The sequence below is a fragment of the Snodgrassella sp. W8124 genome (genome assembly GCF_016100875.1).
Taxonomy (GTDB): Bacteria; Pseudomonadota; Gammaproteobacteria; order Burkholderiales; family Neisseriaceae; genus Snodgrassella; species Snodgrassella alvi.
Genome location: NZ_JACFRP010000002.1, coordinates 45,985 through 64,518, shown reverse-complemented (window position 1 = coordinate 64,518; position 18,534 = coordinate 45,985). Strand labels below are relative to the sequence as shown.

12 protein-coding genes are annotated in these 18,534 nt (G+C 42.1%); 9 read left to right on the top strand and 3 right to left on the bottom strand.

The annotated features are described in order from the left end of the window. Position 1 precedes the first annotated feature (1 nt). From H3U73_RS08160 to H3U73_RS10790, 9 genes are all read left to right on the top strand, one after another. Entirely contained in the window at positions 2-1,477 is a 1,476-nt protein-coding gene (locus H3U73_RS08160; protein WP_084551669.1) for a lipopolysaccharide biosynthesis protein, read from the top strand. Next, positions 1,474-2,229 carry a glycosyltransferase family 32 protein gene (locus H3U73_RS08155; protein ID WP_084551670.1) on the top strand — a complete coding sequence of 252 codons (756 nt, stop codon included), beginning with the start codon at positions 1,474-1,476 and terminating at the stop codon, positions 2,227-2,229. The genes H3U73_RS08160 and H3U73_RS08155 overlap by 4 nt, the downstream gene beginning before the upstream one ends. Next, the gene (locus H3U73_RS08150; RefSeq protein ID WP_198190377.1) at positions 2,226-3,311 is read left to right on the top strand and encodes a stealth family protein; all 1,086 of its coding nucleotides are present in this window, start codon (positions 2,226-2,228) and stop codon (positions 3,309-3,311) included. The genes H3U73_RS08155 and H3U73_RS08150 overlap by 4 nt, the downstream gene beginning before the upstream one ends. Before the next feature lie 149 nt (positions 3,312-3,460). Then, a complete protein-coding gene (locus H3U73_RS08145; protein ID WP_084551672.1) occupies positions 3,461-4,282 on the top strand; it encodes a glycosyltransferase in 822 nt (273 codons plus the stop codon). 9 nt (positions 4,283-4,291) lie between these two features. Then, positions 4,292-5,530 (top strand): sugar transferase, encoded by a 1,239-nt coding sequence (locus H3U73_RS08140; protein WP_051506515.1) that lies wholly within the window; start codon positions 4,292-4,294, stop codon positions 5,528-5,530. A 531-nt stretch (positions 5,531-6,061) separates the two neighbouring features. Continuing rightward, positions 6,062-6,943: a hypothetical protein gene (locus H3U73_RS08135; protein WP_198190376.1), complete on the top strand. Its 882-nt coding sequence runs from the start codon at positions 6,062-6,064 to the stop codon at positions 6,941-6,943. 45 nt (positions 6,944-6,988) lie between these two features. Further along, a complete protein-coding gene (locus H3U73_RS08130) occupies positions 6,989-7,249 on the top strand; it encodes a hypothetical protein (protein WP_198190375.1) in 261 nt (86 codons plus the stop codon). A gap of 170 nt (positions 7,250-7,419) precedes the next feature. Continuing rightward, the gene (locus tag H3U73_RS08125) at positions 7,420-8,298 is read left to right on the top strand and encodes a hypothetical protein (protein WP_198190374.1); all 879 of its coding nucleotides are present in this window, start codon (positions 7,420-7,422) and stop codon (positions 8,296-8,298) included. A 45-nt stretch (positions 8,299-8,343) separates the two neighbouring features. Continuing rightward, on the top strand, positions 8,344-13,431 hold the full coding sequence (locus H3U73_RS10790) for a calcium-binding protein (RefSeq protein WP_198190373.1): 5,088 nt from the start codon (positions 8,344-8,346) through the stop codon (positions 13,429-13,431). Positions 13,432-13,962: 531 nt separating this feature from the next. Here the strand turns inward: H3U73_RS10790 and H3U73_RS08115 are convergent. The 3 genes from H3U73_RS08115 to H3U73_RS08105 all read right to left on the bottom strand — a co-directional run bounded on the left by H3U73_RS08115 (position 13,963) and on the right by H3U73_RS08105 (position 18,503). Beyond that, positions 13,963-14,571, bottom strand: coding sequence for a YdcF family protein (locus tag H3U73_RS08115; RefSeq protein WP_051506516.1), 609 nt, complete (start codon positions 14,569-14,571; stop codon positions 13,963-13,965). A gap of 208 nt (positions 14,572-14,779) precedes the next feature. Then, entirely contained in the window at positions 14,780-16,606 is a 1,827-nt protein-coding gene (locus H3U73_RS08110; RefSeq protein ID WP_100126052.1) for a hypothetical protein, read from the bottom strand. A 187-nt stretch (positions 16,607-16,793) separates the two neighbouring features. After that, entirely contained in the window at positions 16,794-18,503 is a 1,710-nt protein-coding gene (locus tag H3U73_RS08105; protein ID WP_198190372.1) for a hypothetical protein, read from the bottom strand. Between the last annotated feature and the right edge of the window lie 31 nt (positions 18,504-18,534).

The window sequence follows — 18,534 nt, the reverse complement described above, 5'->3', positions numbered from 1 at the left end:
CATGAGTACCCGTGCAGTTATCCTGAAAAACATATCCGCTAATCTGCTGCTGCAACTGATAACTGCACTGGGCGGATTCATCCTGCCGCCGTTAATTGTTGTAACCTATGGTTCAGCAACCAACGGTATGCTGGCCTCTATCAAACAGTTTATTGCCTACCTGACTTTACTGGAGGCTGGCATCGGTGCAGCTGCCGTCGTAGCCCTTTATCAGGCGCTGACAGCACAGGATAACCAGCTGCGTAACCGTATTCTTGCAGCCGCCCATCACTTTTACCGCATCTCCGGCGGGCTGTTTGCCGTCGCATTACTGATACTGGCTATCCTGTTTGCCTGGCTTACCCACACCGAAATCAGTGCCAGCCTTACCTTTTACATGGTACTGATTATGGGTGCCGTGAATATTCTGGATTTTTTCTTTTTCGGCAGCTACCGTGCCTTACTTACTGCCGACCAGAAAACCTATATCATCTCCGCCATTCAGGCAGGCAGCATCTTCGTTAACATCGTCGTATGCTACTGGCTGATTCGTAACGGCTATAGTATTCTGACTGTTCAGTTTATCTCTACCCTGATACAGGCGAGTAAATTTCTGTTGTACCGTCACTATGTAAAACACTACTATCACAATCTGAACCAGCATTACGACAAACATAACGCGTATAAGCTGCAACAAACATGGGATGCCCTTACCCATCAGCTAACCGGTCTGCTGATATTCAGCTCACCGCTGGTACTGATTACTTTTTTCCTGTCCCTGAAAGACGCCAGCATCTATGCCGTTTATGCGTTGATTTTCGGCGCCATCAAAATGGCCTTGCAATCACTGTCACAAGGCATGCAGGCTATTTTCGGTCATAGCCTTACTACAGATATCCAGCGTACCCGTCAGAATTTCTGCCGCTATAATCGTCTCTTTATGTGCTTTCTGGGCTGGGTCTATACATGCACCGGCCTGTTGCTGGCACCCTTTATTCAGCTTTATACCCGTAATATGACCGATGCCAACTACCATCAGCCCGTGCTGGCTGCCCTGTTTTTACTGGTGGGCATTATTGAAAACAGCCGTATTCCGAGTATGACCATGATCATGGCAGCCGGTCGCTACAAAGACACCAAACCACAGGCACTGATCGAAGCTGCTCTGAACATTACCTGCTCAGTATGCTTTATACAGATATGGGGCAGTGCCGGCATTTTACTTGCAGCACTGATATCATTTCTTTACCGCAGCAGTGAAATGGTGCATTACACCAGCAAACACATTCTGTCCCTGCCCTGCACCCGTGCCTATCTGCTGTGGCTGACAGTTTTTGCTACCATCGCCATTATCCTCACTATTGGCTGGCATCCGGTAAATAGTATCAGTGTACATACCTTTATCGATTGGATTAAACTTGGCTTTATTACCGGTCTGAGCACCGCCATACCCTTTGGCATCCTGTTAATTCTGATTTATCGCCGGCCTGCCCAATGATACCCAAACTGATTCACTATTGCTGGTTCGGACCTCAGCCACTGCCTGCCGCCACCCAACAATATATTGCCAGCTGGCGCCAGTTTCTGCCCGATTACCAAATTCAGCTGTGGAACGAACACAATTTTGACTATCAGGCTAACGCTTACACCCGTTCAGCCTATGCTGCCGGTAAATATGCCTTTGTAGCCGATGTCTGCCGTATTCAGGCACTTTATCAGCATGGCGGCATCTATCTGGATACCGATGTACAGATGATTGCCTCATTCGACCCGTTTCTGCACCATCACTGCTTCACCGGTTTCGAACAGGGTATGAATCCCTATACCCGCGAGCTTACCTGTAACCCTCAGGCCGGCGTAATGGGTTGTGAAGCCGGAAGCATTCTTATGCATGATATCTGGCAACAGTATCAGAATCTTGAATTCAACCCGCAGCAGCTTATTACCATCAACCAGTTATTTAAACAAATATACCAAAAGCATGGAATTATCCTTAACGATCAGCGGCAGGAAATTCCCGGCTATGTCTGCGTTTATCCAAGTGATTACTTTATGGCCAAAAATGCCTATACCCATGAACTGAACCGTACTGCTAATACTGTCTGCATTCATCACTACGACGGTACATGGCTTAATGACAGTAAAGGCGTCAACCGACTCAAACGCAGAATCCTGAATACTCTGCGTACTACACTTGGCGCCCGTAACAGTCAGAAACTGATAGCGCTGCTCAAACGGAAAAACCGATGAACACCAGTACTGACAATACCCCGATTGATTTTGTTCTGCCATGGGTAGACAACAGCGATCCGGACTGGCTGGCTGCAAAAAACCACTATCAGCCACAGCATCAGGGACACAGTGACGCGACCAGTAATAACCGTTATCAGGATTTCGGCACCCTGCGTTATGTGCTGCGCTCCATTGAAAAAAACTGCCCGTGGTATCACAAAATTTACCTGATAACCGCCGATCAGCAGCCGCCATGGCTGAAAACCAGCCATCCGAAAATCGAAATTGTCAGCCACCGGCAACTGTTTATCCGCCCGCAGAATCTGCCAGTATTCAATTCCTCAGCTATCGAAATGAATCTGGTTAACCTTAAAGGCCTGAGTGAACAATTTGTTTATCTTAACGACGACACCGTCATTTTGCGTCCTGTCCCGCGTGAGCGGCTGTTTCAGCACGGGCTGCCGGTAGACTTTCTCTGTCATGGCTGGCTAAAGCGTGGCAGCCTGTTTCGCCGTCTGCGCGGCCGCAACAGCTGGGTAGATGCACTGAATAACAATATTGCCCTGATTAACCGCCTGTATCAGCCGGCCTCACTGAAAAATCAGCAATTATTTGCTCATAGCTACAGTTTGCGTGAAAAATTCAGCAATTTCCTGCTCAAATACCTTTACCGCCATTATTTCTGGTTTGCTCACTGGCATCTGCCCCAGCCTTACACCCGCAGTACCCTGCAACAGGTTTATCGGCACTTCGAACCGGAAATACTTGCCAGCACCGCAAACCGCTTCCGCGCCGGTAACGACCTCACCATCTACCTTAATCGCTACTGGCAACTGGCCAGCGGTGCATTCGTACCCCAAAAACACAACGACGGCTTCGTGCGCAACATCAGCAACATCACCGAACTGAATAACGCTATCCATTATCTGCATCACCACTCGGAAATCCGTTTTGTCTGTCTCAACGATACCTGCACCAGCAACAACAGTACCGAACTGGCACAACTGCACGCTGCTCAAAGTGCATTTTACGAGCACTACCTGCCCGATCCGGCCTCATTTGAACAAAACAGCCAGCAGCCATCATCACAGTATAAATAGATATAAATGTAAAAAAACAGCAACTATCTTTGATGTAACAGCATAAACCTGCACCCGTCGTCATCTGAGAGGCACCTGCCTGCATTGTTGCGATATAATAAACAAATCTTGACAAACTATTAGCATAGGCATCCATCACTGCCACAACCATGAAAACGCGCCCTTTTTCCGTTCTGCTTTCCTTATATGCACAGGAACATCCCGACTGGCTCAGCGCCTGTCTGGAAAGCCTGTGTACGCAGAGCATACAGGCCGACGAAATCATCATGGTACTGGATGGTGCCGTAGGTACTGAACTGCATAGCGTACTGAACAGCTATCAGACCCGGCTGCCTCTGAAAATCGTCCCCCTGCCGCAACACGTCGGTCTCGGACATGCCCTTAATGCCGGACTGGAACACTGCCGGCATGAATGGATCATGCGCATGGATACTGACGACATCTGCGCACCCGGACGGTTTGAATACCAGTGGGCATATATCCTGGAAAACCCCGATATCGCCCTGTTCAGCGGGCAGATAGCCGAATTCAGCACAACCCCGGAACTAAGCGGCACAGTCAGGCAGGTACCTCTTAGAGACACTGCCATCCGCCATTATGCTCAATGGCGCAACCCGATTAATCACATGGCTGTGGCCTACCGCAAAAGTGCGGTACAGGCAGTAGGCGGCTATCAGCATCACCAATGGATGGAAGATTACAACCTGTGGCTGCGCCTGCTGGCGGCCGGCTATCAGGCAGCAAACCTGCCGGAAACCCTCGTGTATGCCCGTGCCGGTCACAACATGCATGCCCGCCGGCGCGGGCTGCGCTACCTTCGCAGCGAATGGCAGCTGCTGCGTCTTAAACACCGCCTCAAAAGCCAGCCATTGCTGCCGGCACTAAGCTGTTTTGCCCTGCGCGGCAGCAGCCGTCTGCTGCCCACCAGCCTGCTGGGCAACCTCTACCAACATTTGCGCCTGAACAAATAAAAAACAATTATGCGAAGTTTACTGTCCTATAAAAGCCGTCTTTTCTTCGGAACCCTGCTGGTAATGCTACTGCCACTGGCCATCATGGAGCCTATTAAAGGCTTTGCTCAGGGACGTGCTGCTTTCATCACCAGCATAATTCTTGCCGGTATTGCCCATATTCTGACAACCAAATCTTTATCCGTATTCAGCAACTTTCCTGGCAGAAAATCCGCAGTGATTGCTCTGCCGCATGCTTTCTTCTGGTTTTTCGGCATGTGGATGACGGCCAAATTCTTTAACCTGCCCTATACCGTATGGTTTTTATTCATGGCAGGCTGTCTGTCCCTGTTTCTGTGTATTTCTTATATCTATTACCGCAATAAATTCATAACAACCTACGCATACCTGCCCTACGGACGTGCCAGCAACGCCGACCAGCTTCCCAATGTCAACTGGATAAAATTAACCAGCCCCTGCCTGCCTGAGACCTCTGTTATTAACGGCATTGTTGCCGACCTGCACGAACCTGAGCTCGACAACCACTGGCAGAAATTTCTTGCTCGGCAAACCCTCAATGGCATGCCTGTCTACAATATTCGTCAGGTAGAAGAATTTCTTACCGGACGGGTTAAAATTCATCACCTATATGAAAATGATCTTGGTTCTTTACTGCCTTCACCAACCTATGTATTAATTAAACGCGTATTCGACATCGTTCTTATCCTGCTATCTGCCCCTGTTACCCTGCCGGTAATGCTTATTACTGCCATTGCCATCAAACTTGAAAGCCCGGGTAACATCCTGTTCCGGCAAAACCGTGTAGGACGCAGCGGCAAAGAATTCTGTATTTATAAATTTCGCAGCATGTGCAGCGATTCAGAGAAAAACGGTGCCCGCATGGCGCAACTTGGGGATGCCCGCGTCACCCGTATCGGACACATCATCCGCAAAACCCGCATCGACGAGCTGCCGCAGTTCTGGAACATCCTGAAAGGTGACATGAGCCTGATTGGTCCCCGCCCCGAGCAAAAAGTATTTGTCGACCAGTTTATTCAGGAAATTCCCTTTTATGACTACCGCCACATTGTCAAACCCGGAATTTCCGGCTGGGCGCAGGTTACTCAGGGCTACGCTGCCGACACCGAACAAACCCAGATAAAAATCGAACATGATTTTTACTACATCAAACATTTTTCCTTCTCACTTGATATACTCATATTCTTCAAAACCCTCAAAACCATGCTCACCGGCTTCGGCGCACGCTAACCCAGCCATCTCATACAAAACGCTACCAGTAAAATCTTACCGGTAGCGTTGCAATACACAAACAGAAACCCATAAATCCAACAAAAAGCAAACCATGAACATCAAAACAGCCAAGCAGTAATACTCATAACATCGCTTAAACTTCTGTTTTCCGCCATTTTCTATAATCGATTCAATTCCTTTAATTACATACCAATCAAAATCTGCCTGCACTGCGCATCCATATATACGTATCAGAAAATAATAATCACATCCGTTGCCGAATCGAACATCAATCTATAGCAATTAGCGCATAACATGCCGCAACCAAATCTATGCATAACCAATTATCAAAACGCAATATTATTCATATATAAATATTTATTCCCCATATATAACATACCCTGACAATATAATTATTTCACAAACCTTATTTAGTCATTAACAATTATCAAATAACAGAAAATTTAAACACCAAACAACATTCAGCCATTCCCTGAATGTAAATAACATGTTAATTTATCTTTATAAAATAGAGAAACAAGACTACTTATGAAATCTGGATATAAAAAGATTATGCTTATCGTAGTATTGCTGTGGCAGGTGTTGTTGCTTGCCGGCTGTGATTATGATGCGAGCGAACAACCAGCACAGCAAGCACCCGTACCGTTCTATAACCGTGATAGCCGTGGCCGCGCCGATACTATTGGCAAACTCGGTACTCAATCCATCAGCATCCCTGCTGGCGTAATTGATGGCTGGGCGCGCTATATGGGCGATCCGGGCGATTTTGCTGATCCGAAAATTAAAGCCAGATACCAGCGTCCGCCGGAATCTTATGATTTGCCAATTGAATCATTTGGTTTTCAGTATCGCATTACTGATGGTGATGTCTATACTTCATTCCGGCAAACACAACAGGATTATCGCCGTGATAATGAAACCTTAATCCCGTATGGCAAACCTTTTCCGTGGGCTGGGGTTATTATTTATGGTGAATATGATGCTGCTACGCCGTTGAATTTTAATTTTACAGTTCAAGATGACTTCAGAGTATCAAAAGAAATCTCAAATATTGATTATATCCAGCAACCACAACCGCTGTATGGCCTAACCGTATATCGGGCAAATAATGGTATTGATCCGGAAACCGGCGAACCATGGAAATCGGATACCCTTACCAAAGATAGAATGATTAAAAAAGATCAGGCCGGCAATATTAAAACCTATATCAAGTGTGAATTTACCCATCATATAGATTCCTGTGACCATATGTTTTATGACGATGACTGGCATATCCAAGTATGGATTAGTTACAGCCGTACTTATCTTCCGCAGTGGCAGGAGATGGAGAGCAATATTATCAAAATACTGGATAGCTGGCGCGTAAGCCGGGAAGGCAAGCTGCTGGGGAAACAGATTGGTAAGGCCTAGTTTTTGATAGTGGTACAACTTTTTGATTATCTTAGGGAGAAGAGCATGTTAGAAGCACAAAAAGTATCGGCAGCTGAAATCAGGGCATGGCGTGAACAAATATTAAATGGTAATTTATCCGATGTTGGCGCGGTGTATCAGCAACTGGCTAAACGTGGCTATCATTATGCTAAATGGGCCTATGGAGTGGCTTCTGCGGATAGCATTACCGGTAATGGCGCACTGGAATTTATGCAGGCTGTAGCGAATGAACATAATCATATTTTAACGGCCGATGAAACCAATAAGATTCGCCGCGCTGGTTAAGCTTATTTAAATGTAAATATTTATTAATATATTTTATATGCATCAATACTAAACTTTTGCTTAACATTTAATTTAAAACAATAAAAATTCTAAAATAGCATTCTTTTTATTTTCTTTTGGTAAAGTTTCTGTTAATTTTTATCCTGTGAAATAGAGAAACAAGGCTGTTTATGAAATCTGGATATAAAAAGATTGTGCTTATCGTAGTATTGCTGTGGCAGGTGTTGCTGCTTGCCGGCTGTGACTATTATGTGAGCGAACAACCAGCACAGCAAGCACCTCTGTTCTATAACCGTGATAGCCGTGGCCGCGCCGATACTATTGGCAAACTCGGTACTTACTCTATCAGCATTCCTGCAGGAGTGATTGATGGCTGGGCACGATATATGGGCGATCCGGGCGATTTTGCTGATCCGAAAATCAAAGCCAGATACCAGCGTCCGCCGGAATCTTATGATTTGCCAATTGAATCATTTGGTTTTCAATATCGCATTACTGATGGTGATGTCTATACTTCATTCCGGAAGACAGAAGAGGATTATCGCCGTGATAATGAAACCTTAATTCCGTATGGCAAACCTTTTCCGTGGGCTGGGGTTATTATTTATGGTGAATATGATGCTGCTACGCCGTTGAATTTTAACTTCACAGTTCAGAATGAATTCAAATTGGCGAAAGAAATCACCCATTTTGACTATATCCAGCAGGAACAACCGCTGTATGGTCTAACTGTATATCGGGCAAATAATGGTATTGATCCGGAAACCGGAGAACCGTGGAAATCGGATGGCAATGCCAAGGATATTTTGCTCAAAAAAGATCAGGCCGGCAATATTAAAACCTATATCAAGTGTGAATTTATCCAGCATAAAAATTTTTGTAATCATATGTTTTATAACGATAACTGGCATATCCAAGTATGGATTAGTTATAACCGTAGTTATCTGCCGCAGTGGCAGGAAATGGAGGGCAATATTATCAAAATACTGGATAGCTGGCGCGTAGGCCGGGAAGGCAAACTGCTGGGCAAACAGATTGGTAAGGCCTAGTTTTTAATAGTGGTACAACTTGTTGATTATCTTAGGGAGAAGAGCATGTTAGAAGCACAAAAAGTATCGGCAGCTGAAATCAGGGCATGGCGTAAACAGATTGAAAATGGTGATTTATCCGATGTTGGCGAGGTGTATCAGCAACTGGCCAAACGTGGCTATCATTATGCTGAATGGGCCTATGGGGTAGCTTCTGCGAATACCATTACCGGTAATGGCGCACTGGAATATATGCAGACGGTGGCGAATAAAAATAATCATACTTTAACGACCGATGAAATCAATAAGATTCGCCGCGGCATGGCCTTGGGCTATCTGGAAATACTGGAGAAAAAGGCCGGTTCAGGTAGTGTCAATCAGGATATTACTTATCAACAAATGAAAGAGTTCCATATTAAGGTATTTGAAACTAATAATGTTGATATTAATTACTGGACGCTGTATGAGCCGATGCGCTTGATCGAACTCTATGCTTCAGCCAAACTGCCCAATGGGCAGGCACTTACGGGCGAAGATATTGCCGAATTAATGTGGGAACATATGTGGAAAACCGGAGGTACCAGCATAAAAGGCTTGGATTGTAGTTATGAGCTATTTAATATAGTGAAAGATATTAAAAGTGGTTATATCTATATTGATAAAACTACTGGAATGCCAACATCAACAACCAAAATAAATATATCCTGGAGTTATCAGCATTTAGGTACAGACCAAATTCCGCCATATGCGGAACATGATGGCTATGCAAAAATTGCTATTTCTGCTTCTGATCAGGCTTTGGCTGCCAGTTGGATAAAAAACACTCAAATGCTTGATTCATTAAAGGGTTTTTTAGCAGAAAAAGCACTCGAGGGTTCACAAAATTTATGGTACAAGGAATATGCTCCTCCATCTTATCAATCTACAGGCAGCTATTTTGCCAACCAGAAAAATACCGACGCTGCACAACAGCAGTTTAGATTCAACTGGTCATTAGTGGGAGGCAAAGGGTTAACGCAATGGGTTATTGCAGCAGTATTAAATACCAATAGTATTAATTCATCCAATCCGCGGGTTAATAGTATTAATCACAAAAATTTTGCCGAAAAAGGAGTAGGATTTGTCTTTGATCCGGTAAATGGTCATCGCCAGGAAATTGCCGGCAAACCGGGCAAATTTGAATTTAAATACCAGCTGGCGTTTATTGATGAACTGCCGGAAAAATTATTATCGCAGTTGCAGACATGGGAAAAACAAGGCAATCAACAAATGGTATCACTGTATCTGAATGCACTGATGCAGCTTAATCCGGTGGTGATACTCAATCCGGACAAAATGCCGGCGGTACGCAAAATTGATGATGTAGGTGAAGAATGGATTAAGGTGCGCACCTGGATGATTCAGGAAATGCGCCTTGCTCAGGCAAATGAATATAAAAAAGTATTAGAAGGTAAAGGTCGAGATCCTGAAAATTCGGCTTTAATAATGGGACAAGATTATAATTCTAAACAACAAAAATCATTAGTTGATTCGATTCGTAAACAGTACAAATTCGGCACCGAAGATGCGATTGTGTTTCGTGATGAGCAGACCGGGCAAAGCTGGAGTACCGATGCCGATGCTGGCGATGACGCCCATCAAGTGGTGATGCTGGGCAATGGCAATACTAAGATAGCGGGCGGCAAGCTGGCGGATGTGATTTTTGGCGGCAAGGGCAGTGATGATATCTCTGGCGGAGAGGGTGATGATTATCTGTTTGGCGGTGCCGGCAATGATACGCTCAGGGGCGGTAAGGGCAATGATGTTCTGGTGGGCGGTGATGGCGCAGACAAGTATTATTTCAATAGCGGCGATGGCAAAGATGAGATTTATGATTCTGACGGCAAGGGAAGTATTTTTATTGATAATCAACAACTTTCAAAAATAAAATGGACAGCAAAAGAAAATGATGTCTGGATTTCAGCCGACAATAAATGGCGCATACATCTGGATAATATCACCGGCAATCTGGTGATTCAGTCGCTGGAAAATAAAGATGATGTTTTAACCATTGTCGGCTGGGATTATATGAGCGGCGGCAAGCTTGGTATCAGGCTGCCCAAATTCAAGGACAGTAATAACAATAAAATCAATAAAATTATTGGCGACTGGCGCACCAAAATTATTCATAAAGAAGGCTACTTTGAGCTGGACGAGAGTTTAGCCGGCCAATATTACTGGGGTTGGAAAAATCGCAATGCCAAAGGTGCGATTATTGGTGGTGTGGTAGAAAAAGGCTTTGAAGATGTGATTAAGGGCACAGACGGCGCCGATGAAATTAATGGCTTCGATGGTGGCGATGCGATTGACGGCATGGGCGGCAACGATATTATTCTCGGCGGCGATGGCACAGATTTACTTGCCGGAGGTGGCGGCTCCGACATCATCAAAGGAGGTGCCGGTGATGATTTTATCTGGGCTAATAATCATTTAAACATGAGAGATCGTATCCGCCCGGGTGAGCGCTGGACGATGCCGGCTTCCGGTAAAAAAATGATTTATGCCGGCCCGAACTGGGGTATATATATTGATCAGCAAGATATTAGGATATTTGATGGTCTTAGTGAAACTTTTGATGATGCCGCAGATGTGGGCGGAGACTTTTTATATGGTGGTGATGGCAGCGACTATATTGTAGGCAGTAATCTGAATGACTATATTGAAGGTGATTCAGTGGCTCCGGCCAGCACAGAACAGGGTGACGATACCATCTATGGTATGGCTGGCAATGATTATATTGCAGGAGGCAAAGGTAATGACTTTTTACATGGCGATGGTATTCTCAGGCCGGGCTTCCTGAATTCACTGGCGGGTGCCTTACATGGTGATGACTATATTGATGGCGGCGACGGAGATGATCAGATAATTGGCGATGGGGGCAATGATGTCATTATTGGTGGTAATGGTAATGACAAATTGTATGGTGATAATGCCGTCTATACAAAGGAAGAGATGCTGGACGCTAAATATCATGGTAACGATACGATATATGGTGGTGCCGGCAATGATGAAATCATCGGCGGCGGCGGTGATGATTATCTCTATGGCGGTGATGACGACGATAAAATCTGGGGCGATGATTCAGATCCGGCCGGCCGCCATCCCGAGCTTGCCGGCAATGACCATATCTGGGGAGATGCCGGCAATGATATTCTCGATGGTGGTTATGGCGATGATGTGATTCATGGCGGTGATGATAATGACCAGGTTTATGGTGGTGCCGGTAATGATGAACTGTATGGCGACGATGGCGATGACGAAATTTATGGTGACTGGTTAAATAAAGATATTACCGAACATGGTAATGATTTTATTGATGGCGGTGCCGGCAATGATAAGCTGACCGGTGGTGGTGGCGACGACTGGATTATCGGTGGTGATGGCAATGATATACTATGGGGTGATGATAGTCGTGAAGGCCATGAGCTGAATACCACCATGACGGGGAATGATTACCTTTCCGGCGGTGCCGGTAATGACGTATTAATGGGCGGCTATGGCGATGATACACTGGATGGCGGCATCGACGATGACATCCTCTTTGGTGGTGGTGGCCGCGATACTATTTATGGCGGCGATGGTGATGACCGGATATTCGGTGATTTCTCCACTAATGTGACAGATATTGTGGCCACAGATAATGGCTACAACGATACTATTTACGCAGGCAATGGTAACGATCTGGTGCAGGGACAGCTGGGCGATGATCTGATTTATGGCGGTGCGGGTAATGATACATTATTCGGTGATATGGGCACGGAGAGTCCGAAAGAAAGCCGGCCGCAGGATAATGGTAATGACACCATCTATGGCGAAGAAGGTGATGATTATATAGATGGCGGCTATGGCAATGATTACCTTGATGGTGGTACCGGCAACGACACCGTTTATGGTGGTGGTGGCAATGATGTAATCTATGGCGGGGAGGGCAATGATTTCCTCAGCGGCGGTAATGCGATGAATATAAATGATACAGATACGGCCGGTGGTAATGATACGATACTTGGCGGCGACGGTAATGATACGATACTTGGCGGCGAAGGTGATGATCTGCTACAGGGCGATGAAGGAAATGATTACCTCAGCGGCGGTAATGGTAACGACCGGCTTTACGGCGGCGACGGGCTTGACTGGCTGCTGGGCGGCAAAGGCAATGACTATCTGAATGGTGGTACAGGTGATGATTACTTTGTGTTCAATAGAGGTGATGGTGTTACCACTATTGAGGATTACAGCGGGCAGTCGGTAGTGATTGTGGATGTGCCACTGGATCATCTGTCCATCAGTGCTTACAACAAAGGCATTAAAGTAACCAATGGAGTTAATGGGGATGTAATCTATCTGGTTGGCTATTATCTGGATGGACGTGCCAACAGCCTGGATATGAATAATTTATTATTTGCCCAGCCTAATGGTGGTAATTATTATATAACGCGCTCCTTACAGCAGTTTGCTGATAACATACAGCATCATAATGCCGCCAAGTACGACCGCATTATTGAAGGCAATGATAGGGATAATGAGCTTTTTGGTACGGCCGGCAAGGATTTGATGTATGGCTATGGCGGTAATGATATTTTACATGGCTATGACGGCAATGATTTGCTTGATGGCGGCGACGGCAATGATATTCTGTATGGCGGTGCCGGAGATGATCAGTTATTTGGTGGCACCGGCGAGGATATTCTGGAGGGAGGCAGCGGTAATGATTTGCTGGTTGGCGGTAGCTGGCAGCGGGATCGTTATGTATTCCGGGCTGGTTATGGACGCGATGAGGTGATTGACCAGGCAGCAAATGAATCGCAGGGCGATATTCTGGATTTTGCTGACTACCGTAGTGATGAATTGCGGCTAAGCCGGAATGGGGATGACCTGCTTATCGGCCATATTGGTTCACGTGATCAGGTACGGCTGGATAACTGGTTTGCGGATGCGTCATACCGGCAGTATCAGATTCATACTGCGGATGGTATGCACTATACAGCCGAACAGGTACAGCAATTGGTAGGAGCAATGGCTACTTTCTCCAGAGGCAGCAGTGAAGGCCGGATATGGGCGGCAGATGAGGTGAAGCAGTTTGCCCCGCCGAATATTCTTGCCGCCAACTGCGGTTAAGCCAAAAGCACTGTAGTATTGACAAGCCTGCAAATTATATTTGCAGGCTTTTTATTGTGGATAAAGATAGCTGAAGCTAAGCCATAATAAATATTATTTCCCTTAACCCTGAAATTTTCAGGTAGCGATAAAAACATTTCGATTCAATACCAACAGGCTATAAATATATTTTGTACCCTGTCGTTGTATATGGCATCTGCTATCTAGGCTAATAAATTATGTTTTTCTGGCAGATGATATCAAATTCCTGTATCTGGTAGTTTGACTAATAAAACTAGCGCCAGGGTTTTAAAATCAAGCAATACGAGGAGCAGTGTAATTGTTTCTGGGCTGATTATCTATACTGCTGATATCATTTGCTATTACGAGACAAAACCACTGCCGGCCTGAATTTAGCGGTTTGCTATTTGGCTAAATTCGGGCAATCATCTGATGGTTATACCGGTTAATAATAACCGTATCTATTCTAATTCAATACTATAAACTGACTACCATCAACCCAGTATTCTCAATGTTTTAATTATCTGTATTCTAATTATCATTATTCAGGGGATGATCGAACAACCATGAATTAATCAGAGCTAATGGTTCTCTAATAAGAGAAATGTAGTTCCTGTAATTTCTGAAACTTAAAGGTGCAGATAAGCCGGATACATCTTTTACTCCTGATCTTTTAGCTAACATAATAGAACGCAATAAGTGAAAATCATTGGTAACTACCACGGTCTTACCTAATGGTAATACTTTATTCGCATAAACAAACTGCTGAGCAGTACGTGTTGATTTATCTTCAAGATAAACCCTTGAGGCATCAATCCCGTTATCAATTAAATAACCAGCCATAACGCTTGCTTCTGTTGCCGGCTCGCCTTCTCCTTGTCCTCCGCAAACAACTACTTTTGTATTAGGGTTATTTTTCAAATAAACCAGAGCTTTATCTAAACGCCCTTTTAAAACAGGATGAGGTACTGCAGGATTACCCATTACCTGAGCACCTAAGATAACCATAGTATCAGCATTGTCTGCTGCTTTTTGCCGGGCGTAGAGATGAATAATGACATTACAGATAATAAAATAAGCTAAAACAATTATTACAAACCAATGAACCAATTTATAAATATTCATAATGCTTTTATTCATAACTATCCGTAAAATAATTGTTAATCAGTTCTATAAATTGAAAACAAATAACGCTATAACGTAAAATATGCCAGAAACTATAGCAACTAATCAGCATTTTATCCACAATAACAGCTACGATTTTATTACTCAAAATTTTGCAATGAATATCCAAACATAATCCCTGTCTTCTGCTATTAATTGATAACCGCTGATAAAACTGCCATGATTATTCAAGAGACAGCTTTTGCTTCAATTGCGCTGCGCAATCTCTGGCCATCTGTTTAAACTCATCAGCTTCAGCTTTTAAAAATAGTTTATCTGTAAATTGTTCAAATTCTTCCAAATTACCTATCAGACTCCCATTGTAAACAAGTTTTATTTCTCCCTGTAAATAAACTGTAAAAATAAAGGCTTTTATTGAATGGCATTTTTTATAAACTATATTTTTTATTTTTTTTATATCCAGTTCAATTGAGCCAAACATTAAATCTTCCGGCAATACACTGATTTTAGTATTCCTGATAGATAACTGCCTTTTTACAAATAAATTTTTTGGTAATTGCTTAATATTAGTGTCTTGCAAGTATAAATCGCCATTTAATTTTAAATTGTCTGGCAATTTTTTAATTGAGGAAGAACTCAGCCAGAGATCTCCTTCTACTTTTAAATCAGAAGGTAATGTTTTAACTCTGGTATTACTCAAAAACAACTCATTTTTTACAAATAAATTTTTTGGAAGCTTCTTAATCTTCGTTCTGAATAAATCTAAAGTTCCATTCACATTTAAATTATCCGGAATTTTTTTAATCTTTGTATTATGTAAGTCTAAATCACCGCCAATATGTAAATTTTTCGGTAATTTTTTTAGTTTTGAAGAACTTAAATTAAGATTACCGGCAACTTTTAAATTCTCAGGCAATGTTTCGATTCTGGTACAGCTCAGATCAAGATATCCGCCAACAGTCAAATTATCCGGCAACTTTTTTATAGGGACATAACGTAAAGTCAGATCACCTTTTAATTCAAGATTATCCGGTAGCTGTTTTATTTCGGTATAACTCAGATATAAACTGTTTTTTACTTCTATATTGGCAGGCAGTTGTTTTATCTTGGCACCATCTAAACCCAGACTTGTGCATTGTACATTTGAATGCTTTAATAATTTTTTGACTTTAATAGCGCGCAATCCCAGATATCCGTTTACAATCAGATTATCCGGCAACTTTTTGATTTTTGTAAAACCCAAATCCAAATAATCGTTAACAGTTAAATTATCTGGTAACTTTCTAATTTTAGAGCCTCCTAAAGCAATGCCACCAGTTACTGTTAAATCTTTTGGTATTTTTTGTATTCTGGTACCGTATAAATCCAACTTACCCCCAACCTTTAAATTTCCAGGTAACTTTTTAATTCGGGTATCACTTAAATCTAAATCACCCATAATGTCAAGATTATCTGGTAATATTTTAACTTTTGTTCTGCTTAAATGGAGATCTCCGCTTACAGATAAATTTTCAGGTAATTTTTTAATTCTGGTACGGGCAATGTTCAGATCACCCTGTATATTCAGATTATCAGGTAATCTGTCAATTTTCGTATCTGACAAATTTAAAGAACCAGCTACATCGAATCTTTCCGGTATATTGCAAAAATGCGACCCCCGCAAAGCCAAATTTCCTTTTACTTTCAGATTAGCAGGTAATGATTTAACAGGTGTTTGTTCTAAATTCAAATCTCCATTTACTGTTAAATTATCTGGTAATGATGCAATTCTGGTACGTAATAAATCTATAGAGCCTTTTACATTTAAATTTTTTGGCCACGCTTTAATCTTAGTTGCGCGCGCACATAAATCACCATTTACAGTTAAATTATCCGGCAATTTTTTTATTGTTGTTAATCGCAAATTGAGATCACCGTTAATAATAAGATTATCCGGTAAATGTTTGATTCTTACTTCAGCCAGATTAAGAGATTCCAATATTGTGATTGAATTATCCCCAATACTGTATTTAATCTGCTGTGTATTTAAATATGTGATAAATTGTTCCATAACTTATTTCTCTGTGTTTTTAGCTTAAGTCACTTAATACAAATCAATTGGATGGAGTTGAATTAAAAACAGTACAAAATATGTTTATGCTATTTTTAATAAATTACTGCCGGCCAAATATATCTGAGTCACGTACTGGCAAATTCAGCATTTTTTGCAGCTGTCGGCCAGTACTTTGTACATTAAGTTAATTAATTCTGATTTTTTTCTGCAATTCCTCTACGCAATCTCTGGCTGCCTGTTTAAGCTTACCTGCCTGCGGGTCAAGAAATCTCTGGTTAACAAATCGCTCATATTCTTTCAGATTACCAATCAGGGATTTATTCTGAAAAATTTTATATTCACCATTCAAATAAGCTGCAAAAATGGTTTTTCTTTCAGATGTACAATTTTTCCGGTAAGCAATATTTTTAATCTTTTTAAGATCAAGACTTAACCATTTAAGCTCAAGACTTTCCGGCAGATATCTGATTTGAGTTTTTCTCAGGTCGATGCCTTCTTCAAGTTTCAGATTTTCGGGTAATTTTTTAATTTTGGTATCATTTAACAGCAGTTTTTTACCGACCTGCAAATTTTTGGGTAACTTTTTAATTCGGCTATAGCTTAACTCCAGGCAATCCTGAACATAAAGTGTATCCGGTAAGTGAGAAATTTTAGTTACATTCATAAATAAATTTTTTATCTGAGTAAAATTTTCAGGTAGTTTTTTTACCTTAGTGCGAGTTAAATTTAACCCATTAACTACATTAAAATGGTTGGGAATTTTTTTAATTTTGGTACCCCACACGTCTAACTCACCTCTCACAGAAAGACTTTTAGGTAATTTTTTAATCAATGTATAATCAACAGATAATTGACCACCAACACGCAGATTTTCAGGCAATTTTTTAATTGTCGCCTCAGACAAACTGAGATTTCCGTTTATACGCATATTATCCGGTAATTTTTTGATTTCGCAGTTATTCAGATACAGATTAGATTTTATTTTTAAATTCTCTGGTATTTTCTTAATTTTATTATTACTCAGATCCAGACTAGAGCAAGTACCTTTAAAATTTTTAAGTAATTTATTGATTTTAGTTGATTTTAATATCAAACAGCCTTTTACTTTTAAATTTTTTGGCAATTTTTTGATTTTTGTTTTTGCTAAATCCAGATCGCCGTTAACTTTAAGATTATTTGGTAATTTTTTAATTTCTGAATACCATAGTTTCAAATTATCTTTTACCTGAATATCCTTTGGTAATTTCCTAATTTTTAGATAACTTAGATTTAAACTACCATCCACTCTCAGGTTTTCAGGTAACTTGGTAATATGAGTACTATTTACATTAAGATCGCCGGTTATATGCAGATTTGCGGGCAAGGTACTGATAGCGCAACTTCCCAAATTAAGACTACCTTTTATACTAAACCTTTCCGGTAATCTGGTAATTCTGGTTGAAGAGACATCTAAATCCCCGGCAACAGTCAAATTTTCTGGCAACTTCACTATATAAGTATTCTGTAAATATAAATTGCCGTCTATCATTAAATTGTCTGGTAGCGACTGAATATAACTAAAGGATAAATCCAGCCCACCGCCTATAATGAGCTTTTCCGGTAATGTAATTATTTTGGTATAAGAGGCATTCAGTTGTCCATGGACCACCAGATTGTCCGGTAATATACTGATTTCTGTACCGGATAGATTCAGATCCCCATAGACAATCAGATTATCCGGTAAATTTCTGATTTTTGTTTCAGAAATATCCAGATTGCCTTTAATAATTAAATTATCAGGTAGCGATTTAAGGCGAGTTTGATAAAAGCACAGATTATCTGGTACCCGGATAATGTCATTTTCAACTGTATATTTAATATTTTTTTGATTTAATATTCTGATAAATTTTTTCATTGATTTAGTATGTTAGCATACTGGTAAAAAT